This is a genomic window from Pseudomonas multiresinivorans, assembly GCF_012971725.1.
Classification (GTDB): domain Bacteria; phylum Pseudomonadota; class Gammaproteobacteria; order Pseudomonadales; family Pseudomonadaceae; genus Pseudomonas; species Pseudomonas multiresinivorans.
Window position 1 is genome coordinate 5733000 of record NZ_CP048833.1, and the last position, 23211, is coordinate 5756210.

The following is a 23211-nucleotide window of genomic DNA, read 5'->3' on the forward strand; positions in this document are numbered from 1 at the left end:
AACTTTTTGCTCTTACAGACAAGGGAATGCCCCTGGCGCCGACCTCCATGCGGCCCGGTCGGCAACCAGGCAAGCCTCACCAGGAGAAGTGCATGAGCAGCGTCGTCGCCGTCGTGAAAAGCATCATCGGCCAAGTGATTGCGGTATCCCCCGAGGGCGTCCAGCGCGTCCTGGTCGAAGGTGACCGCATCTACCAGGGCGAACAGCTGCTCACCGGCGCCGCAGGAGCGGTGACGCTCGACGTCGGCAAGGGCAAGCTGGTGGACCTGGGCCGCGACAGCCAGTGGAGCAGCGCCGACCTGCCGCAGGCCGAGACGCACCACGCAGCCGCGCAGCCGGCCAACGCTCCAAGCACCGAGGACCTGCAGAAGGCCATCGCCGCCGGCCTCGACCCGACCCAGGCCCTTGCCCCCACCGCGGCGGGCCCCAGTGCCGCTCCGTCGGCAGGTGGCAATGGCGGCGTCGGCGGCGGTCACAGCTTCGTGATGCTCGATGCCACTGCCGGGCACGTCGACCCGAACATCGGCTACACCACCGCCGGCCTGGACAACGGTGGCTCCTCCGGCGACGAGCGCCAGGGCGACCTGCCGCCCAACCTCGCGCCCGAGTTCAGCGAAGGCAGCAACGGCGTGCTGAACCTCACCACCGCCGAGGACACCCTGCTCACGGGCACCTTTGCCGCCCGCGATCCGAATGGCGACACCATCAGCTACAGCGTCGGCCAGGCCCCGGGCAATGGCCTGCTGGTGCTCAATCCCAACGGCACCTGGCAGTACAACCCGAACGGCGACTACAACGGCGCCGACAGTTTCACCGTGATCGTCACCGACGCCCGTGGCGCTACCAGCACCCTGGTGGTGAACGTCGGCATCACCCCGGTGAACGACGCTCCGGTGGCTACTGGCACCTATACCAGCACCGTCACCGACACCGCCGCCAATGACAGCTTCGCCGACATCAAGGGTCAACTGACCGCCACCGACGTCGACGACACCAACCTGACCTGGAGCGGCAGCGCCAAGGGCGCCTACGGTGAACTCACCGTCAACGCCGACGGCAGCTACACCTATGTGGTCGACGCCAATGCGGTGAACGCCCTGCCCCTGGGGCAGAACCCGAGCGAAAGCTTCACCGTCACCGTGACCGACCCGTCCGGCGCTACCGACACCCGCGTCATCACCATCAACGTGCAGGGCGCCAACGACACGCCGGTCGCCCAGGATGGCCAGGCCAGCGTCACCGAGGACAGCGTGACCGGCGGCCAACTGGTCGCCACCGACCGAGACACCGGCAGCACCCTCACCTTCACCACCAACGGCAACCCGCCGGCGGGCTTCACCCTGAAGCCGGACGGCAGCTGGACCTTCGATGGCAAGAACCCGGCCTACCAGCACCTGGCCGAGGGCGAGACCCAGGTGGTGCAGGTGCCCTACACCGTCACCGACGAGCACGGCGCCACCAGCACCGCCACGCTTACCGTGACCCTGACCGGCACCAACGACGCGCCGGTCGCCCTGCCGGGCGCTGCCACCACCGAAGAGAACACCGTGCTCAACGGCCAGGTTCCGGCTGCCAGCGACGTGGACGGCAGCGTCACCGGCTACCAGCTGGCCACTGGCGTCGGCCAGGGCAACGGCAGCCTGAGCTTCAATCCGGACGGCAGCTACAGCTTCAATCCCGGCAAGGACTTCGACAGCCTCGCCCAGGGCGAGACCCGTGACGTCACCTTCACCTACCAGGCGAAAGACAACAACGGCGCGCTGAGCGACCCGCAGACCATCACCATCACAGTCACCGGCACCAACGACGCGCCGGTCGCCCAGCCGGGCACCGCCACCACCGAGGAGAACACCGTTCTCAACGGCCAGGTTCCGGCCGCCAGCGACGTGGACGGCAGCGTCAGCGGCTACCAGCTGACCACTGGCGTCGGCCAGGGCAACGGCAGCCTGAGCTTCAATCCGGACGGCAGCTACAGCTTCAACCCCGGCAAGGACTTCGACAGCCTCGCCGAGGGCGAGACCCGCGACGTGACCTTCACCTACCAGGCGAAGGACAACAACGGCGCGCTGAGCGACCCGCAGACCATCACCATTACCGTCACCGGCACCAACGACGCGGCGGTGATCACCGGGCAGACCAGCGGCAGCGCCGATGAAACCGACGCCCCGCTGACCCTCGGCGGCAAGCTCGATGTCACCGACGTCGACAGCCCGGCCACATTCCAGGCCCAGAACAACGTCGCCGGCCTGCACGGCACCTTCAACCTCGGCACCGACGGCACCTGGACCTACACCGCCAACAGCGCCTACAACGAGCTGGGTGTCGGTGACAAGCTCACCGACAGCTTCACCGTGAAGGCCGCCGACGGCACCAGCACCACCGTGACTGTCACCATCAACGGCACCAACGATGCACCGGTGGCCAGCGCCACCAGCGGCGCCGTGAAGGAAGACGCGCAGATCAGCGGCCAGCTCGCCGCCACCGACGCCGACGATGGCGCCAAGCTCACCTACACCCTCGACAAGACCGCACCGGCCGGCTTCAGCGTCGACGCCGACGGCAAGTGGTCCTTCGATGCCAGCGTCAGCGAATACCAGCACCTGAAAGCCGGTGCCACCCAGACCATCCAGGTGCCGTTCACCGTCACCGATGAGCACGGCGCCACCAGCTCCAGCAGCCTGACCATCACCATCACCGGCACCAACGATGCGCCGGTGGCCCAGGCTGCCAGCGCAGCGGGCACTGAAGACAAGCTCAGCTTCGGCAAACTGGTCGCCACCGACGTGGACGACGGCGCCAAGCTCAGCTTCAGCCTCAACGACAAGGCGCCGGCCGGCTTCACCCTGCTCAAGGACGGCACCTGGGCCTTCAACGGCCTGAACCCGGCCTACCAGAGCCTCGCCGCCGGCGAGACCAAGGTCCTGTCGATCGACTACACCGTCACCGACGAACACGGCGCCACCAGCACCAACACCCTGACGCTCACCGTCACCGGCACCAACGACACGCCGATCGCCCTGCCCTCGCTGACCTTCGTCCGCGAAGACGCGCAGATCAGCGGCGAGCTCAAGGCCATCGACGTCGACAACGGCGCCCAGCTGACCTTCAGCCTGAACCAGGCCGCCCCGGCGGGCCTGACCCTGGGCAGCGACGGCAAGTGGAGCTTCGACGCCAGCGATGCCGCCTACCAGCACCTGAAAGCCGGTGCGGTGCAGGTCATCAACGTGCCCTACACCGTCACCGACGAGCATGGCGCGAGCACCCAGAGTTCCCTGGTGATCACCGTCACCGGCACCAACGATGCTCCGCGCGCTGATGCCGCCACCGCTGCGGCAGTGGAAGACCAGGTCAGCAAGGGCCAGCTCACCGCCACCGACGTGGACGATGGCGCCAAGCTGAGCTTCAGCGTCTCCGGCAACCCGCCGGCCGGCTTCACCCTGAAGACCGACGGCAGCTGGACCTTCGATGGCAAGAACCCGGCCTACCAGTCCCTCGCCGAAGGCGAGACCAAGGACATCGTGGTCAAGTACATCGTCACCGACGAGCACGGTGCGACCGATACCCAGACCCTGACCATTACCGTCACCGGGACCAACGACGCGCCTGTCGCCTACGCCGATACCGCCACCACCGAAGAGAACACCGTTCTCAACGGCCAGGTTCCGGCCGCCAGCGACGTAGACGGCACCATCGCCAGCTACCAACTGACCACCGACGTCGGCAGCCACAACGGCAGCCTGACCTTCAACCCGGATGGCAGCTACAGCTTCAACCCTGGCAAGGACTTCGACAGCCTCGCCGATGGCCAGTCCCGCGACGTCACCTTCACCTACCAGGCGAAGGACAACAATGGCGCGCTGAGCGACCCGCAAACCATCACCATCACCGTCACCGGCAGCAACGATGCACCGGTCGCCAGCGCCACCAGCGGCGCCGTGAAGGAAGATGCGCAGATCAGTGGCCAGCTCGCCGCCACCGACGCCGACGATGGCGCCAAGCTCACCTACACCCTCGACAAGACTGCCCCGGCCGGCTTCAGCGTCGACGCCGACGGCAAGTGGTCCTTCGATGCCAGCGTCAGCGAATACCAGCACCTGAAAGCCGGTGCCACCCAGACCATCCAGGTGCCGTTCACCGTCACCGATGAGCACGGCGCCACCAGCTCCAGCAGCCTGACCTTCACCATCACCGGCACCAACGATGCGCCGGTGGCCCAGGCTGCCAGCGCAGCGGGCACTGAAGACAAGCTCAGTTTCGGCAAACTGGTCGCCACCGACGTGGACGACGGCGCCAAGCTCAGCTTCAGCCTCAACGACAAGGCACCGGCCGGCTTCACCCTGCTCAAGGACGGCACCTGGGCCTTCAACGGCCTGAACCCGGCCTACCAGAGCCTCGCCGCCGGCGAGACCAAGGTCCTGTCGATCGACTACACCGTCACCGACGAACACGGCGCCACCAGCACCAACACCCTGACCCTGACCGTCACCGGCACCAACGACACGCCGATCGCCCTGCCCTCGCTGACCTTCGTCCGCGAAGACGCGCAGATCAGCGGCGAGCTCAAGGCCATCGACGTCGACAACGGCGCCCAGCTGACCTTCAGCCTGAACCAGGCCGCCCCGGCGGGCCTGACCCTGGGCAGCGACGGCAAGTGGAGCTTCGACGCCAGCGATGCCGCCTACCAGCACCTGAAAGCCGGTGCGGTACAGATCATCAACGTGCCCTACACCGTCACCGATGAGCATGGCGCGAGCACCCAGAGTTCCCTGGTGATCACCGTCACCGGCACCAACGATGCTCCGCGCGCTGATGCCGCCACCGCTGCGGCAGTGGAAGACCAGGTCAGCAAGGGCCAGCTCACCGCCACCGACGTGGACGATGGCGCCAAGCTGAGCTTCAGCGTCTCCGGCAACCCGCCGGCCGGCTTCACCCTGAAGACCGACGGCAGCTGGACCTTCGATGGCAAGAACCCGGCCTACCAGTCCCTCGCCGAAGGCGAGACCAAGGACATCGTGGTCAAGTACATCGTCACCGACGAGCACGGTGCGACCGATACCCAGACCCTGACCATTACCGTCACCGGGACCAACGACCCGGCCGTCATCGGCGGCGTGGCCAGCGTGAGCGTCAATGAGACCGATGCACCGATCACCACCGGCGGCCAACTGACTGTCACCGACGTCGACGGCGCGGCCAGCTTCCAGGCGCAGAGCAACGTTGCCGGCCAGCACGGCACCTTCAACCTCGGCACCGACGGCACCTGGACCTATACCGCCAACAGCGCCTACAACGAGCTGGGTGTCGGTGACAAGCTCACCGACACCTTCACCGTGAAGGCCGCCGACGGCACCAGCAGCACCGTGACCGTCACCATCAACGGCACCAATGATGCCCCGATCGCCTCGGCCGACGTCGCCAGCACCGAAGAGAACACCGTGCTCAATGGCCAGGTTCCGGCCGCCACCGATGTCGACGGCACTGTCGCCAGCTACCAGCTGGCCACCGACGTGGCACAAGGCAAAGGTACGCTGACCTTCAATGCCAACGGCAGCTACACCTTCAATCCGGGTACCGCCTTCGACCACCTGGCCGCAGGCGCCAGCGAGAACGTCACCTTCACCTACCAGGCGAAGGACAACAACGGCGCGCTGAGCGACCCGCAGACCATCACCATTACCGTGACCGGCACCAACGACAAGCCGGTGGCCTTCGCCGATGCCCAGACCACCGAGGAGAACACCGTTCTCGATGGTCAGGTTCCGGTCGCCACCGATGTCGATGGCACCATCGCGGGTTATCAACTGGCCACCGACGTGGCACAGGGCAAAGGTTCGCTGACCTTCAACAGCGATGGCAGCTACACCTTCAATCCGGGCAGCGACTTCGACCACCTGGCCGCTGGCCAGAGCGAGAACGTCACCTTCACCTACCAGGCGAAGGACAACAACGGCGCGCTGAGCGACCCGCAGACCATCACCATTACCGTCACCGGCAGCAATGACGCGGCGGTGATCACCGGCCAGACCAGCGGCAGCGCCAACGAAACCGACGCCCCGGTCACCCTCGGCGGCAAGCTCGATGTCACCGACGTCGACGGCCCGGCCAGCTTCCAGGCACAGAGCAACGTCGCCGGCCTGCACGGCACCTTCAACCTCGGCACCGATGGCAGTTGGACCTATACCGCCAACAGCGCCTACAACGAGCTGGGTGTCGGCGACAAGCTCACCGACACCTTCACCGTGAAGGCCGCCGACGGCACCAGCAGCACCGTGACCGTGACCATCAACGGTACCAACGATGCCCCGGTCGCCTCGGCCGACGTCGCCAGCACCGAAGAGAACACCGTGCTCAACGGTCAGGTTCCGGCCGCCACCGATGTCGACGGCACCGTCGTCAGCTACCAGCTGGCCACCGACGTGGCGCAAGGCAAAGGCACGCTGACCTTCAATGCCAACGGCAGCTACACCTTCAATCCGGGTACCGCCTTCGACCACCTGGCCGCTGGCGCCAGCGAGAACGTCACCTTCACCTACCAGGCGAAGGACAACAACGGCGCCCTGAGCGACCCGCAGACCATCACCATCACCGTCACCGGTACCAACGACAAGCCGGTGGCCTTCGCCGATGCCCAGACCACCGAGGAGAACACCGTTCTCGATGGTCAGGTTCCGGTCGCCACCGATGTCGATGGCACCATCGCGGGTTATCAACTGGCCACCGACGTGGCACAGGGCAAAGGCTCGCTGACCTTCAACACCGATGGCAGCTACACCTTCAATCCGGGCAGTGACTTCGACCACCTGGCCGCCGGCCAGAGCGAGAACGTCACCTTCACCTACCAGGCGAAGGACAACAACGGCGCGCTGAGCGACCCGCAGACCATCACTATTACCGTCACCGGCACCAATGATGCGGCGGTGATCACCGGCCAGACCAGCGGCAGCGCCAACGAAACCGACGCTCCGGTCACCCTCGGCGGCAAACTCGATGTCACCGACGTCGACGGCCCGGCCAGCTTCCAGGCGCAGAGCAACGTCGCCGGCCTGCACGGCACCTTCAACCTCGGCACCGACGGCACCTGGACCTACGTCGCCAACTCGGCCTTCAACGAACTGAAAGTCGGCGATCAACTCACCGACACCTTCACCGTGAAGGCTGCCGACGGCACCAGCACCAGCGTGACCGTGACCATCAACGGCACCAACGACAAGCCGGTGGCCTACGCCGATACCCAGACCACCGAAGAGAACACCGTTCTCCACGGCCAGGTCCCGGTCGCCACCGATGTCGACGGCACCGTCGTCCGCTACGAGGTGGTCAATAATCTCGCTCAGGGCAAGGGCACCCTGGCCTTCAACGAGGACGGCAGCTACACCTTCAACCCGGGCACCGCCTTCGACCACCTGGCCGCCGGCCAGAGCGAGAACGTCACCTTCACCTACCAGGCGAAGGACAACAACGGTGCCGTGAGCGGTCCGCAGACCATCACCATCACCGTTACCGGCAGCAACGACGCCGCCGTCATCAGCGGTGTCAGCTCGCGCGACGTGAATGAAACCGACGCGCCGATCAGCACCGGTGGCAAGCTGAACATCACCGACGTCGACGGCCCGGCCAGCTTCCAGGCACAGAGCAACGTCGCCGGCAAGTACGGCACCTTCAATCTCGGTACCGACGGCAACTGGACCTACGTCGCCAGCAGCGCCTACAACGAGCTGAAGCAGGGCCAGACCCTGACCGACACCTTCACCGTCAAGGCCGCCGATGGCACCAGCGCCACGGTGACCGTGAACATTGTCGGTACCAACGACAAACCGGTGGCCTTCGGCGATACCGTCACCACCGACGAAAACGCCGTGCTGAACGGCCATGTACCGGCTGCGACCGACATCGACGGCACCATCGCGAGCTACCAGCTGGCCACCGACGTGGCGCAAGGCAAAGGCACGCTGACCTTCAATGCCAACGGCAGCTACAGCTTCAATCCGGGTACCGCCTTCGACCACCTGGCCGCAGGCGCCAGCGAGAACGTCACCTTCACCTACCAGGCGAAGGACAACAACGGCGCGCTGAGCGACCCGCAGACCATCACCATCACCGTCACCGGCACCAACGACAAGCCGGTCGCCTACGCCGACACCCAGACCACCGAAGAGAACACCGTTCTCCACGGCCAGGTTCCGGTTGCCACCGACGTCGACGGCACCATCGCGGGTTATCAGCTGGCCACCGACGTGGCACAGGGCAAAGGTTCGCTGACCTTCAACACCGATGGCAGCTACACCTTCACCCCAGGTACAGCCTTCGACCACCTGGCCGCCGGCCAGAGCGAGAACGTCACCTTCACCTACCAGGCGAAGGACAACAACGGCGCGCTGAGCGATCCGCAGACCATCACCATCACCGTCACCGGTACCAACGACAACCCGGTTGCCGTGCCGGACACCGCGCACACCAACGAAGACACCGCGATCCGCATCGACGTGCTGGGCAACGACACCGATGCCGAACACGACGCCCTGATCGTCACCGGCGCCAGCGCCGGCAACGGCACCGTGGTGATCAACCAGGACGGTAGCCTGAGCTACACGCCGAAGGAGAACTTCAGCGGCTCCGACACCATCACCTACACCATCAGCGATGGCAAAGGCGGCACGTCCACCTCCACCGTGGCGGTGAGCATCGAGGCCGTGGCGGACAAGCCGAACCTGAGCCTGGACGGCAGCAGCAGCCACCCGAAAGCCACCGGCCTGACCGTGGACACCTGGACCGGCCTGGCCCTGGGCAATGGCGGCAACGGCGCATCGCCGGCCGACCTGCAGGCGAAGATCGATGCAGCCGGCACCCCGACCACCCACGGCTCCACCGACAGTGTGCGCAACACCGACGTCACCGCCGGCACCGCCACCAAGGTCAGCGGCCTGATCTTCCTCGAAGCCGGCCATACCTACACCTTCACCGGCGTGGGCGATGACAGCGTGCGCCTGGTGATCGGCGGCAGCACCGTCGCCGAGGCCACCTGGGGCGGCAGCAGCGGCAAATTCAGCGGCACCTTCACCCCGACCGAGAGCGGCTACTATCCCATCGCGCTCTACCAGCACAACCAGAGCGGCCCGGGCAACTACACCCTGAGCATCTCCGACAATGGCAGCGCCGCGCAGGTGCTGGGCACCGGCAGCGCGCAGGTCTACCACGACACCAGTGAGCTGACCGCGGGCGGCGAGCGCCTGACCGACCTGACCGGCAGCAGCGGCCAGAGCCACTACAAGGTGTTCGGCCTCAACGAAGGCAACGAAGACAGCGCGATCAGCCTGTCGAAGATCAAGGCTTCGCTGGTCGATACCGACGGCTCCGAGACCCTGTCGATCAGCATCGGCAAGATCCCGGTTGGCGCCACCCTGAGCGACGGCAAGAACAGCTTCACCGCCGACGTTACCCACAGCAGCGTCGACCTCAAGGGCTGGAACCTCGACACCCTGACCCTGACTCCGCCGGCCGACTTCAACGGCACCATCAAGCTGGAAGTCAGCGCCACGGCGACCGAGTCCAGCAACGGTGACGCAGCTACCCGCACCGCCGACTTGAACGTCACCGTGTATCCGGTGAACGACGCGCCGACCAGTGCCAACCAGAACCAGAGCACCGCCGAAGACACTCCGCTGACCGGCAAGATCGTCGCCAGCGATGTCGATGGCGATACGCTGACCTACACCATCAAGGCCGGCAGCGCGCCGACCCACGGCAGCGTCACGCTCAACGCGGCCACCGGTGACTATACCTACACCCCGAGCAAGGACTACAACGGTTCCGACAGCTTCACCGTGGTGGTCAGCGACGGCAAAGGCGGCACGGTGAACTCCGTGGTAAGCGTCAACGTCACCCCGGTCAACGATGCCCCCGAAGCCAGGAACGACACCAAGTCCACCGGCGAGAACACCACCCTCAGCAGCCAGGTGCCGGTGGCGACCGATATCGACAGCTCGGTCAACCCCAATGGCTACGCGCTGGTACAAGGGGTAGGCAGCGGCAACGGCAGCCTGACCTTCAACGCCAACGGCAGCTACGTGTTCAACCCCGGTACCGACTTCGACTCGCTCGCTCCGGGCGAGAGCCGCCAGGTGACCTTCACCTACACGGCGAAGGACGCCGAGGGTGCGGTCAGCGCTCCGGCTACCGTGACCATTACCGTCAACGGTGCGAACGACGCCCCCGAAGGCACCGACAAGACCATCGTTCTCGACGAGGATGGCAGTCGCGTCTTCGCTGCCGGCGACTTCGGCTTCCGCGATGTCGACCACAACGACGCCCTCAGTGCCGTGCGCATCGACAGCCTGCCCACCAATGGCACGCTGAAGTTCAACGGCAGCGCCGTGAGCGCGGGCCAGGTGATCAACGCGGCCGACCTCGGCAAGCTGGTCTTCACCCCGGCGGCCAACGCCAATGGCGACAACTACGCCAACTTCACCTTCTCGGTGAAGGACAGCAACGGCGCGTTCGATACCACGCCGAACAAGATCACCTTCAACGTCACCCCGGTGAACGATGCACCGGTGGCCGTGAACGACAACTTCACCCTCAGCGGTCTGAAGGGCAGCTACTGGGGCTACAACGACGGCCCGGACGGCGCCAACCTGACCACCCTGAGCCAGGTGACCACCTTCATGAACGGTCACGCCGCCAGCGCCAACTTCACGTCCACCACGCTGAACTACAACCTCAGCGGCGGCGACCTGGGCGGCGACGGCAACCTGCAGAAGTTCCTGGGTAACGACGCGGGCTCGCTGAACACCGACCCGGCGAACACCTCCGACGCGATCATCCAGCTGACCGGCGCGATCAACCTCAACGCCGGCAGCTACCAGCTACGCGTCAACGCCGACGATGGCTTCAGCATCAAGATCGACGGCGTGGAAGTGTTCAAGTACGACGCCATCCAGAGCCCGACCGGCCGCGAATCGGCGGTGTTCACCATCGCCCAGAGCGGCAATCACAGCATCGAGATCGTCTACTGGGATCAGGGTGGCCAGGCTCAGCTGCAGGTGGAAATGCGCCCGCAGGGCGGCACCTACAGCACCGTCGGCGGCAGCGCACTGACTCACGCCGTGAGCGAACTGGTGACCAATGAAGACACCCCGCTGACCATCGCCCCGCAGACGCTGCTGGGCAACGACAGCGATGTGGACGGTGACAGTCTCTCCATCGTCAGCGTTCAAGGTGCAGTGAACGGCAGCGTGAAGCTCGAAGGCGGCAACGTCGTCTTCACCCCGACCAAGGACTTCAACGGCGCCGGCAGCTTCACCTACACCATCAGCGACGGCCACGGCGGCACCAGCACCGCGACCGTCACAGTGGGCGTCAACGCGGTGAACGATGCACCGGAAGCCAAGAACGACCTGCAGACCACCGGCGAGAACAACACACTCAACGGCCAGGTACCGACTGCCACCGACATCGACAGTGCGATCAACCTCAATGGTTATGCCCTGGTACAAGGAGTGGGCGCCGGCAACGGCACCCTCACCTTCAACGCCAACGGCAGCTATGTATTCAATCCGGGCACCGACTTCGATTCGCTGAACGTCGGTGAATCTCGCCAGGTGGCCTTCACCTACACCGCGAAGGACGCCCAGGGCGCGGTCAGCGCTCCGGCCACCGTGACCATCACCGTGACCGGCAGCAACGACCTGCCCACCGCCACCGACAGCACCCTGACCCTCAACGAGGACGGCAAGCGCAGCTTCAGCGCCAGCGACTTCGGCTTCAGCGACAAGGATGCCGGCGATGCGCTCAAGGCGATCCGCATCGACAACCTGCCCACCGCCGGCAGCCTGACCCTCAACGGCCAGTCGGTGACCGCCGGCCAGGTGATCGCCGTCAGCCTGCTCGCCAGCCTGGTCTACACCCCGGTGGCCAACGCCGCGGGCAGCGCCTACGCGACCCTGAAGTTCTCGGTACAGGACAGCCACGACGGCTTCTCCAGCTCCTCCAGCACCCTGACCTTCAACGTCACCCCGGTGAACGATGCGCCACTGTCGGCGGACGGTTCCGCCAGCGTCTACGCCGGCAAGACCTACACCTTCGCCCTCAAGGACTTCGCCTTCAGCGATACCGTGGATTCCGCCAACGGCCAGAACCACAGTCTGCAGAACATCCTTATCAAGGCCCTGCCGACTACCGGCAGCCTGCTGCTCAACGGCCAGGCCATCAGCGCCGGCAAGGCAGTCAGCGCCAGTGACATTGCCGCCGGCAAGCTGACCTACGTACCGGACAGCTCGGGCAGCAACGCGCACTTCGAGTTCGCGGTGCAGGACAGCGGCGGCGTGGCCAACGGTGGCGTCGACACCTCGGGCACCTATGGCTTCGACATCCACGTTGGCCAGGTGCAGATTCCGAGCACCACGCCCAACGGCGACAACACCCTGACCGGTGGCTCGGGCGACGACGTGATTCTCGGCGACGTCGGCGGCATCAAGACGCTCACTCAGGGCGGCACCAACTACAACATCGCCCTGGTGGTCGACACCTCCGGCAGCATGGCCTACAACCTCGCCGGCCAGTCCGGTGCAGCTTACGCCGACTCGCGGATGAAGCTGGTCAAGGACGCGCTGATCAACCTGGCCAACGAGCTCAAGGGCCATGACGGGATCATCAACATCTCGCTGATCGGCTTCCAGAGCAGCGCCAGCCTGAAGGTCAGCATCAGCGACCTGTCCGATGCCAACATCAATCAGTTGCTCAACGCCATCGGCCAATCCCAGTCCCAGGGGCTGCAGGCCACCGGCGGCACCGACTACCAGGAAGCGTTCGGCCAGGCGGTCAGCTGGTTCAATACCCAGAAGAACGGCTACGAGAACGTCACCCTGTTCCTTACCGACGGTGACCCGACCGAGTCCAGCGGCAGCGGCACGCTGATGCAGAACACCACGCAGGCCTTCGCCAGCCTCTCGGAGCTCAGCGAAGTCCGTGCCATCGGCATCGGCACCAATGTCAACGAGAGCACGCTCAAGTACTTCGACAACACCAACGTCACCGGTGTTGGCACGGTGTCCTACACCACCAACTCCACGCTGTTCACCTTCGACAACAACAGCGCCCTGCCGGGCTGGACGCTGACCAAGAGCCCCACCGGCTCGGTCGGCATCTCCGGCAACAAGCTGTCCATGACCGACACCAGTGCCAGCGGCTCCACCACCGCCGTCACCTCGGACCTGACCGTCGGCAAGAACAGCACCTCGACCTTCAGCTTCGACTTCGCCGAAAGCATGCGCAGCGGCGACACCTTCACCTGGACGCTGAAGCAGTTCGTCAACGGCGCCTGGTCGACAGTGGAAACGCACACGCTGACCTCGTCGTCGAGCAACACCACCTACAGCACCGACAAGGCTGTCGGCGAAGGCACCTATCGCATCGACTACGTGCTGACCGACAACACCACTGCCGGTACCGCCACCGTCACGCTCGACAACCTCAAGCAGATCACCACCACCCAGGCCACCACCGGGCAGGTGGACATCGTCAAGCAGGCCGGCGACCTCACCGCTGCGCTGCATGGTGGTTCCACCAGCACCGAGCTGGCGCCGTCGGGCAACGACACCATCCACGGTGGCGCCGGCGACGACATCATCTTCGGGGACACCATCAACACCGACAACCTGCCCTGGGGCGTCAACGGCAACCCGGCGAAACCGGCCGACATGCCGGCGGGCTCCGGCGTCAGTGCGCTGTCGGCGTTCCTCGAACTGAAGAACGGCCACGCCGCCACCAGCGACGAGATGTACGACTACATCAAGAACAACCACACGCTGTTCAACGTCGATGGCGATACCCGTGGCGGCAGCGACAACCTCTACGGTGGCGATGGCAACGACATCCTCTACGGACAGGGCGGCAACGACTTCCTGTTCGGCGAGAATGGCAACGACATCCTCATCGGCGGCACCGGCGACGACCAGCTCACCGGCGGCAAGGGCAACGACATCCTCACCGGCGGTGCGGGTGCCGACACCTTCATCTGGCGAGCCGGCGATATCGGCAACGACACCATCACCGACTTCAAGGCCGGTGAAGGCGACCGCATCGATATCAGCGACCTGCTGCCGGAGACCGCGCACAACGACATCCTCAGCTACCTGAAGGTGGACACCACGACCTCGACCCTGCAGGTGAGCACCACCGGGCAGATCAACAATGGCGGTGCCGCGGACGTCACCATCAAGCTGAGCGGCGTCGACCTCTCCGCCTACGGCTCGACCTCCACCGAGATCGTCAACAAGCTGGTGGCGGGTTCCGACCCGGTGGTCAAGACTGAGCATCACTGATCCGCGGTTGCCGCAAGGCTGCCAAACGGTCAGGCTCTGACACAGCGACAGCGGGGCCACCCTTAGGGGTGGTTCCGCTGTCGCTCCTTCACATCACGATAAATGGGGACGGGTCGATGCTGTACATCCAGCGCAACGCCGAGGGAAAAGTGGCGCGCGTCGAGGACGCCGAATTCGAAGGCGCCACCGGCACGCTGCCGGCGGACCATCCGGACATCCAGGCCTGGGCGGCCGAAAGCAGCCTGCTGCAGCTCAAGCAGAGCGACCTGGACATGATCCGGGTACTGGAAGACCTGATCTCGGTGCTGATCACCAAGGGCGTGATCCGCATCACCGACCTGCCGCCGGCGGCGCGATCGAAACTGCTCAACCGGACCCAGGCGCGGGAAGCCCTGGGCGGGCTGACGCGGCTGATCAACGACGACGAGGAAACGGGGCTGATCTGAGCCCCGTTTTCTTTTGCGTGCCGGCCGCGCGGCATCCCCTGTAGGAGCGAGCTTGCTCGCGAACAAGCTCCGCTGCGAGGCCAGGTTCGCGAGCAAGAACTGGGCGTCCCCCTCGCTCCTACGAAAAGCCTTATCTCCCCTGCCTCGGCTTTGGCTAGTAAGAGACTTCCAGAGAAACGCCCGAGCACTCCGGACGGCCCCTTTCAGGAGGCCTCGTTGAAGCGGAGTTTCAGGGGTTGAGCGGCATGGATGCCGCGAGAGCCACGATGGGCCAGGGATGGCCCGTCGTGGCGTGCCCCTGAAACTTCGGTTCAACGAGGGTATTTTTCGCCTAAGCGAAAAACCGGATGGAGGGGCAAGCCTTCTTGGTTACTTCTTCGGCGTCTGGAAGAAGTGACTCGCCCGAGGGGGCGAAATAAAATCTTCCAGCGCACACCGAAGCGGCGCGGGAAACCTCAGCGCGAGGCGAACTCATCGCGGACAAAGTCCGTTCCTACGAAAAGCGCCCCGCCCCGGCCTCGATCACCACGGCGCCGGCCCACCGAACAACTGCCCCTGCACGCCCTGAATCCCCATCTCTTTCAACACCCGGAACTCCCCGGCCGTCTCCACGCGCTCGGCGATCAGCGGCAGGTCGATGCTGTGCGCGGCCCGCTGCATCGCCTCGATGAACAGGCGCTTGTCGTTCTCCTGGTCGATGTGGCGGATATGGCTGCCATCAACCTTGAGGTACGCCAGCCCCAGGCGGGCCAGGTTGCCAATCATGCTGAAGCGCCCACCGAAGTGCTGCAGGCTCAGGCGATAACCCAGCTCGCCGAGACGACGGGTCAGCACCTCCAGCACCGCTTGTGCCGGCAGCTGGTCTTCCTCCAGCTCCAGGGTCAGGCGTCCGGCGAACTGCGGATGCTGCTTCAGCAAGTCGAACACTCGGGTAGTCGCCCATTCGTCGCGCAGCAGCGCGGCGGACAGGTTCAGCGCCAGCGGACGGTTATGCTTGGCCAAGTCGGCCAGCACGCTTTCGAGCATCAGCAGGTCCAGTCGCGCGGTCCAGCCGAAGCGGTCCAGCCAGGGCAGGAAGCGCCCGGCGGCGATGCTGCCGCCCTGCCCGTCCGGCAGGCGCGAGAGCACCTTGTAGTGCAGCACGACCTGCGGATCGGCGCAGGACACCACCGCCTGGAAATGCAGCTGGAAACGCTTGTGCACCAGCGCCTCGTCCAGCAACTGGTGCCAGGTGTGGCGCTCCTCCGCGACCGGTTTCGCCCCGCCCTGGAGGAAGGCCCAGCAGCTGTCGTTCTGTCGTTCGGCCTGCACCAGCGCCTCGTCGGCGCGCTGCAACAATGCCTGTGTCGACTCGCCGGAAACGAAAGGCACCAACCCCAGGCACGCCACCGGGCTCACATCGCTGGCACCGGTGGAGACCAGCGCGGCCAGCATGCCTTCCAGGCGCATCGCCAGGGCCGGTGCGTCCTCGGGCATCAGCCCCGGCGCGAGCATCACGAACTCGCCACCGCGGCTGCGCGCCAGGGTCAAGCCGGCACCCAGGCCCTGCCCGGCCAGGCGCAGCTGGTCCGCCACGGCCTTGAGCAACTGGTCGACACGCTGGCCGCCCAGGCGCTGGTTGAGTCCGGCGAGGTCGTTGACCCGCAGCACCAGCAGCACGCCGCTGCTGACCTGGTCCTCGGCGCTCAGTCGGTTGTGCAGTTGCATGTCGAAGAAGCGCCGGTTGCCCAGCCCGGTCAGGCTGTCCTGGTAGGCCTCGTCGCGCAGGCGTTCGCTGCGCTGGGCCTGTTCCTGGAACAGCGCCTTGAGCTTCTCCACCATCTGGTTCATCGCCTGCACCACACGGCGCAGTTCGGGGGTACGCGGCAGCTCCGGCAGGCTGAGGAATTCGCGGCGGGCGATGGCGTGGGACTGCTCCACCATATAGTCCAGCGGCTTCAGCTGGCGGCGCAGCAGGATGGCGCCGAGCACGGCGCTGGCGATGCCGCACAGTACCAGCCAGAGCAGGCTGCCCAGGGCGCTCTGCCAGAGCTTGGCGATGGCGAACATCGGGTGGCTGAGCACCTCGACCCGTGCGGCCTGGGTCCAGCCGCGGCTGACGATGGCATCGCCACCGGCCGAATGCAGGTCGATCAGAGAAATGAACCACTGCGGCACCTTGGCCGCTACCGCGTCGGGCACACCGGTGCGCTCGACCATGACCTTGCCCGAGGCCAGGTCGATCACGCGGATGCTCTCGAAGTAGCCACTGTCGAAGATCGAACTGACCATCAGCTCGACCATCGCCGGGTCGTCGATGTTCGGCGTCAGCGACAGACCCAGCGCGGTGGCCGCGTCCTGAGCGTGGGAGCGCAGCTGGTTGCCGTACTGCTCGCGCGAGCTTTCCAGGCTGACCATGAAGCTGCCGCTGAAAGCGACCACCAGGAACAGGCAGATGGCGATCAACAACTGTTTGAACAGGGACATCGTGTCTCCAGGCTCCCCCCAGAGGAGCTATTCGTTCGAAGGGAATCCTTCGGCCTTCATCTTCTTCAACAGGTCCTGCCAACGCGACAGCCGCTTGCTGTCGCCCACCTGCTTGCCGCCACCCGCGCCGCTGCCGGCGAGCCACAGGCCCTCGCCGTTGAAGGCGTACACCGGCTGCAGGTCGCTGCGCTGGCTGGCCGGCAGGATGCTGCCAATCAGGTTGTCCAGCACCAGCGGCACGGCATCGGGCCTCGGGTAATAAGTCAGCACCATATGCGCCTGGTTCAAACGCAATGCCTTGACGTAGGTAATGCGCAGCTTCTGCGCCGGCACGCCCAGGTGTCGCAGGCTGATGTACTTGGCGATGGCGAAGTCCTCGCAATCGCCGGCTCCCTTGAGCAGCGCCTCAATCGGCGTGGCCCAGTAGTCCACTTCGTGCCAGAGGCTGAGGTCGTCGGTAAAGCGCAGCTGGTCGTTGAAGAAGCGATTGACCGCCTGCAGCTGGTCGCGCTCTGCAGTCGTGGACTGCTCCGCAAGCATCTTCTGCCAGGCATCGATACGCACCTGGCCATCGCCCAGCGGGCCGTACAGGCGCGCGGACTGCTCGCTGATCAGCTTGAAGTCCCACTCGACCTGCTGTGCGCCCGCCAGGACGAACGATGCGGCCAGCACCAGGGCCAACGACCCTGGCCAGCAACGGCGCAACATCCTCGAACAACGGCTGAACACGATCGCGACTACTCGACTGCGAGCGCCGGCAACCAGCTGCAGGCGCAGGGGTCGCATGGTGCAGACTGGGCGCGAAAAAAACAATGGCACAATGCAATCACTGCATTGTGCTATCACCGGATGACGCGGCCTGGAGAGATATCAGCCGCGCCGGAGGGGGAGCGCGTTCAGCTCTTTTCGGGTGGGGTCACGATGTCGAACCAGAAGTCGAAGTCTTCGAGCATGCCGAACAGTTTTGCCAGCAGCAGAGGATTGCCCGAACTCTTGAGCTTGCCCTCGAACACCAGGCGCACCGGCGAGACCTCCTTGAGCATCAGGCGGTTGAGGTCGGCGCGGTCGATGGTGACGGTCTGCCCGGCATTTTCGCTCTGCACGCCCTTGATGTTGTTCAGGTGCGAGTTTTTCAGTTCCAGCAGGTACTGCTCGTTCTTGTCAGGCAGTACCAGGTTGATACTGAAGTCCTCGCCCTCGGCCTTCTGCGCATTCATCCGCACGCCGAGGTAGTCGAACAGCAAGCCGGTATCCATGGCAGCCAGCGCATCGGGATTGCCCACGCGCAGCGACGGCAGGTTCCGCGGTACGCCGTTGCGCAGCTCCTGCGCGGCGACCAGGTAGCTGTTGCGCCAGCCGGCGTTCTCCGCCTGATAGCCGAGCTGCTCCAGGGCGTCGGCCTGCAGGTTGCGCGCGGCCTGGTTGGTCGGGTCGGCGAAGACCAGCTTGTTCACAACCTCCACCACCCAGCGGTACTCACCCTTGTCGAAGGAGGCCTTGGCCATCTGCAGCAGGTGATCGGCACCGCCCATGAACTCGACGTACTTCTTCGCCGAATCTTCCGGCGCCAGCGGGTTCAGCGTCGCCGGGTTGCTGTCGTAGTAGCCCAGGTACTTGTTCACCACGGCGCGCACGTTGTGGCTGACACTGCCGTGGTAGCCACGGTTGAACCATTCGTTGGCCAGCTCCGGCGGCACCTTCAGGCGCTCATGGATCTGGTTGATGGTCACGCCCTGGTTGGCCAGGTGCAGGGTCTGATCGTTGAGGTAGCCGTACATGTCGCGCTGTTTCTCCAGGGTGCGGACGATGTCCTCGTGGCCCCAGCGCGGCCAGTTGTGCACGGCGAACATCACCTCGGCCTTGTCGCCGAAACGGTGCAGCGCCTCGTTGATGTACTTGCTCCAGCCCAGCGGGTCGCGCGTCTCGGCACCGCGCAGGGTATAGAGGTTGTGCAGGGTGGCGGTGACGTTCTCGGCCATCAGCAGCGCCTTCTGCTGCGGCAGCCAGACGTTCATTTCCGCCGGCGATTCGGTGCCCGGGGTGTTCTGGAAGGTGAAGGGCACACCGTCGATTTCCAGGTCCTGCAGCTCGCCTTCGATCAGCCTGGTCGGCGCGATGATGCTCAACGGACCGTGTGCCACGCCCTTGCCGATGGCCATGTCCACCTGCCCCTGCGGACCCTTGGGCAGAACAGTGCCGTACTGGTAGGTGGCACGGCGAATCATGGCGTTGCCGGCCATGACGTTTTCCTTGATCGCCGCCTCCATGAAGCCCTTGGGCGCAATGATCTGCACCTCGCCCTTGTCCACCTGCTCCTGGCTGACCAGGCCCTTCACCCCGCCGAAGTGGTCGACATGGGCATGGCTGTAGATGATCGCGCGGATCGGCTTCTGCCCCAGCTCCTGGCTCACCAGGGCGTAGGCAGCCTTGGAGGTCGCCGGAGTGGTCAGGGTGTCGATGACGATCCAGCCGGTCTTGCCTTCGATGAAGGTGGTGTTGGCCAGGTCGTAGCCGCGCACCTGGTAGATGCCGTCGGTGACCTTGAACAGCCCATAGGACAGGTTCAACTGCGCCTGGCGCATCAGGCTGGGGTTGACGCTGCCCAGGTCCTTCGCGGCCTTGATGAAGTCGTAGTCGCCCAGTTGCCAGGCGACGCTGCCGTCATCGTTCTTGATCACCAGGTTGTCGGGGCGCTTGATCAGGCCCTTCTCCACCCGGTCGAAGTCGGCGCGGTCGTTGAACGGCAGCGTCTGGCGCACCTGTTCCTGGGCGGCTTCGGTGAAGGAGGTCGGCGGTTTGGGCTGCTCGGCGGCGACCAGCAGGCCGGGGCAGAGACCGGCCAGCAGGACGGCAGCGGAAAGACGGGACATTCGGAAGGCTCCGGTATTTGTTGTTGTGCTCGCACTATGCCGGCCGTCGCGCTAATAATTCCAATGCATTCCAATTTCAAAATCGATGCAGGAAGCGCATGAGCGATCTTCGCCAGCTACGCCACTTCGTCGCCCTCGCCGAGCACGGCCACTTCGCCCGTGCCGCCGATGCGGTGAATCTTAGTCAACCCGCCCTGTCGCGCAGTATCCAGGCGCTGGAGGGCCAGCTGAATTGCCAGCTGGTGGACCGCAACCCGCGCGGCGTCACCCTCACCGCCCACGGCCGGCTGGTACTGGAGCATGCCCGCCGCCTGCTGGCCGGTGATCGCGCGCTGAAGAACGCGGTGCTGCAACTGGCGGACCTGGAAACCGGCGAGCTGCGCCTGGGCGCCGGCCCCTTCCCCGGCGCGCGACTGCTGCCCCAGGTACTGGCGCGCTACAGCAGCGCACACCCGAAGGTGTCGATCCTGCTGTCCATCGAAAACTGGAGCGAATTGCAGCAGCGCCTGCTGGATGACGAGCTGGAGCTGTTCGTCGCCGACTACCGCGAACTGGAGGGCGACAGTCGCCTCGACATCCTGCCGCTGCGCGAGCACCGCGGCGTGCTGTTCTGTCGGCCGGGGCATCCGCTGATGGCCAGCCAACCTTCGCTCGACAGCGTGCTCAGCTATCCGCTGGCAGGGCCGCGCCTGCCCCGCGACGCCCACGAGGGGCTCTCGCGCATCCTGGGCCGCGCACAGCCGTTGAGCGTGCAGTGCGATGACGTGCTGATGCTCAAGGAACTGGTGAAGGGCAGCGACGTGCTCTGCCTCGCCACCTGGGACGTGGTCGCCGCCGATGTCCAGGCTGGCAGGCTCGCCGTACTGCCCTGGCCCAATGGCGAAGTGGCCGGGCGCGGCTCTGCCTACGCGCTGGTACGGCACGCCGGCCGCAGCCTGTCGCCGGCGGCCAGCCAGTTCGTCGAGCTGTTGCTGGAGGAAGACGCGGCATTCAATGCCGCGTCATGAGTGCTTCCGCAGGAGGGCGTGGAGCGCGGTGATAGCCATCGGTCGCCAGGCTCCGATCGAACCGGCAACTCAGCGGTGCCAGCCCTGGTAGGGGCCACCGTAGTAGGCCGGCGGTGGCGGCGCGGGGCGATAGTAGTGCGGGCGATCGCGCCAGCCTCCACGGTCGTGGTCATGCTCGTAGACCACGCAACCGGTCAACGGAAGGATCATCAATACAGCAGCGAAGAAACGACGCATGGCGCCTCCATCAAGCGAGCCGGCCGCCCCGCCGGGATGCGGGGCGTACATTCTTCCGGTCTCGCAAGATCAGACATGTCTGTCAGAAGGCGGTGCCACAGGCGAAGGTAAAGCTTGGGTAAATCAGCCGTTTACAGTTTCCAGACGGCGAAGCTTGCGGCTTTGCAGATGCAGCACGCCGAACAGCAGGACCTGCACTTTCTCCGTGACCGAACGCCGACGCGCCAGCAACAGCACCTCGCCCACATGCACCACCAGCAGGATCGCGGAGAGCCATAGCAGCGGGCGATGCAGCTCGCCGAACGGATAGATCAGGTTGAGCACGGCAGCGAGCCAGAACATGGTCAGCGCGCCCTTGGCAAAGCTCAGCAATTCGGACATGGCGATGGATTCCTCAAGGTGAAGGTCGCAGCAGTCTGCCGCCGGCCACGCCCGCCACGCTCCTGCCTTTCGACTGGCCCGCGCACCAGGAAGCGGCGCAGCGCTTCATTTGAGGGCAGGCGAACGCCCTCCCATGCAGCGAAAAATCCATCGCGCTCTGCCGCAGCCCTTCTGCACCGGCACTTTCGCCAACTTGGCACGCCGCTCGCTTTGTCTCGGCTGTGCAGGAACGATCCGAACCAAGCGGACAGCGGCACCACAATCTGAAATGGATGACTAGGGTTCCGGCTCGCCAAGCGAGTGACTGGTCCGAGAGTCATCGACCTCCAGCGAGGTTACACGGCGGGACAAAAGCCCGGGAGACGAGAGCGACACGTGCCGCCCGACTCCTGCCTGCCCGACAATCGACTGGAGATGCTCCATGCGCAAGCCCCTTCTGACCGCCCTGTTCGCCGCCGGCCTCGTCGCCTTCAGCCTCTCAGCCTCCGCCGCCGCGAAGAACAGCTTCAACCTCTGCTGGACCATCTACGCCGGCTGGATGCCCTGGGAATACGCGGCCAGCCACGGCATCGTCGACAAGTGGGCGAAGAAGTACGGCATCGAGATCAAGGTCACCCAGCTCAACGACTACATCGAGTCGATCAACCAGTACACCGCCGGCCAGTTCGATGGCTGCACCATGACCAACATGGACGCCCTGACCATTCCCGCCGCCGGCGGCGTCGACTCCACCGCGCTGATCGTCAGCGACTTCTCCAACGGCAACGACGGCATCGTCCTCAAGGGCGAGGGCAAGACCCTGGCCGACCTCAAGGGCCTGGACGTCAACCTGGTGGAGCTTTCCGTCTCCCACTACCTGCTCGCCCGCGCGCTGGAAAGTGCCCGCCTGAGCGAGAAGGACGTGAAGACAGTGAACACCTCCGACGCCGACATCGCCGCCGCCTTCAACACCGACGACGTGCAGGCCGTGACCACCTGGAACCCGATGCTCGCCGAGGCCCGCGCCAAGCCGGGCACCAGCGAAGTGTTCAACTCCAGCCAGATCCCCGGCGAGATCATGGACATGATGGTGGTCAACAGCGCCGTCCTGAAGGACAACCCCGCCCTGGGCAAGGCCCTGACCGGCGCCTGGTTCGAGACCGTCGCGCTGATGCAGGGCAATAGCGCCGAAACCCGCGCCGCGCTGGAACACATGGCCAAGGCCTCGGGCACCGATCTCGCCGGTTACCAGAGCCAGCTCGCCACCACCAGGCTGTTCGCCACCCCGCAGGAGGCGCTGGCCTTCGCCACCAGCCCGAAACTGCCGGCAACCATGGACAAGGTCGCGGCCTTCTCCTTCGCCCACGGCCTGCTCGGCGAAGGCGCGAAAAGTGCCGACGCGGTCGGCATGAGCTTCGCAGGCGGGCTGTCCACCGGCGACGCGCAGAACCTCAAGCTGCGCTTCGATCCGAGCTACGTGCAGATGGCGGCTGACGGCAAGCTCTGA

Annotated in this window: 9 protein-coding genes and 1 riboswitch; of the genes, 4 read left to right on the plus strand and 5 right to left on the minus strand. The window is 65.4% G+C overall.

The window, feature by feature from the left end; all coding sequences use genetic code 11:
• The first annotated feature begins 92 nt into the window (after positions 1-92).
• Positions 93-14318, plus strand: a complete 14226-nt coding sequence (locus G4G71_RS26230; protein WP_169941407.1) for a retention module-containing protein — start codon at positions 93-95, stop codon at positions 14316-14318.
• A gap of 116 nt (positions 14319-14434) precedes the next feature.
• Positions 14435-14764, plus strand: a complete 330-nt coding sequence (locus tag G4G71_RS26235) for a hypothetical protein (protein WP_024767779.1) — start codon at positions 14435-14437, stop codon at positions 14762-14764.
• A gap of 522 nt (positions 14765-15286) precedes the next feature.
• On the opposite strand, the gene lapD is transcribed toward G4G71_RS26235, so the two are convergent.
• The 3 genes from lapD to G4G71_RS26250 form a co-directional block, all read right to left on the minus strand.
• Positions 15287-17230 carry a cyclic di-GMP receptor LapD gene (lapD, locus tag G4G71_RS26240; protein WP_169941409.1) on the minus strand — a complete coding sequence of 648 codons (1944 nt, stop codon included), beginning with the start codon at positions 17228-17230 and terminating at the stop codon, positions 15287-15289.
• A gap of 27 nt (positions 17231-17257) precedes the next feature.
• Positions 17258-17911 carry a cysteine protease LapG gene (gene lapG, locus G4G71_RS26245; protein WP_420825962.1) on the minus strand — a complete coding sequence of 218 codons (654 nt, stop codon included), beginning with the start codon at positions 17909-17911 and terminating at the stop codon, positions 17258-17260.
• A 215-nt stretch (positions 17912-18126) separates the two neighbouring features.
• Positions 18127-20100 (minus strand): alkyl/aryl-sulfatase, encoded by a 1974-nt coding sequence (locus G4G71_RS26250; RefSeq protein ID WP_169941413.1) that lies wholly within the window; start codon positions 20098-20100, stop codon positions 18127-18129.
• Between the two features lie 98 nt (positions 20101-20198).
• Between G4G71_RS26250 and G4G71_RS26255 the strand changes: the two genes are divergently transcribed.
• Positions 20199-21107, plus strand: a complete 909-nt coding sequence (locus tag G4G71_RS26255; protein ID WP_169941415.1) for a LysR family transcriptional regulator — start codon at positions 20199-20201, stop codon at positions 21105-21107.
• A gap of 69 nt (positions 21108-21176) precedes the next feature.
• Here the strand turns inward: G4G71_RS26255 and G4G71_RS26260 are convergent, their stop codons facing one another.
• Positions 21177-21344, minus strand: a complete 168-nt coding sequence (locus G4G71_RS26260; protein WP_156356647.1) for a hypothetical protein — start codon at positions 21342-21344, stop codon at positions 21177-21179.
• A 123-nt stretch (positions 21345-21467) separates the two neighbouring features.
• The gene (locus tag G4G71_RS26265; RefSeq protein ID WP_169941417.1) at positions 21468-21725 is read right to left on the minus strand and encodes a DUF1145 domain-containing protein; all 258 of its coding nucleotides are present in this window, start codon (positions 21723-21725) and stop codon (positions 21468-21470) included.
• A 265-nt stretch (positions 21726-21990) separates the two neighbouring features.
• Positions 21991-22089: riboswitch (guanidine-I (ykkC/yxkD leader) on the plus strand.
• Between the two features lie 57 nt (positions 22090-22146).
• Between G4G71_RS26265 and G4G71_RS26270 the strand changes: the two genes are divergently transcribed.
• On the plus strand, positions 22147-23211 hold the full coding sequence (locus G4G71_RS26270; protein ID WP_169941419.1) for a putative urea ABC transporter substrate-binding protein: 1065 nt from the start codon (positions 22147-22149) through the stop codon (positions 23209-23211).

Excerpts from the sequence above, each read along its gene's own strand:
- G4G71_RS26235 (WP_024767779.1), top strand. The coding sequence starts at position 14,435 with ATGCTGTACATCCAGCGCAACGCCGAGGGAAAAGTGGCGCGCGTCGAG.
- G4G71_RS26270 (WP_169941419.1), top strand. The coding sequence starts at position 22,147 with ATGCGCAAGCCCCTTCTGACCGCCCTGTTCGCCGCCGGCCTCGTCGCC.
- G4G71_RS26255 (WP_169941415.1), top strand. The coding sequence starts at position 20,199 with ATGAGCGATCTTCGCCAGCTACGCCACTTCGTCGCCCTCGCCGAGCAC.
- G4G71_RS26260 (WP_156356647.1), bottom strand. The coding sequence starts at position 21,344 with ATGCGTCGTTTCTTCGCTGCTGTATTGATGATCCTTCCGTTGACCGGT.
- G4G71_RS26230 (WP_169941407.1), top strand. The coding sequence starts at position 93 with ATGAGCAGCGTCGTCGCCGTCGTGAAAAGCATCATCGGCCAAGTGATT.
- G4G71_RS26250 (WP_169941413.1), bottom strand. The coding sequence starts at position 20,100 with ATGTCCCGTCTTTCCGCTGCCGTCCTGCTGGCCGGTCTCTGCCCCGGC.
- lapD (WP_169941409.1), bottom strand. The coding sequence starts at position 17,230 with ATGTCCCTGTTCAAACAGTTGTTGATCGCCATCTGCCTGTTCCTGGTG.
- G4G71_RS26265 (WP_169941417.1), bottom strand. The coding sequence starts at position 21,725 with ATGTCCGAATTGCTGAGCTTTGCCAAGGGCGCGCTGACCATGTTCTGG.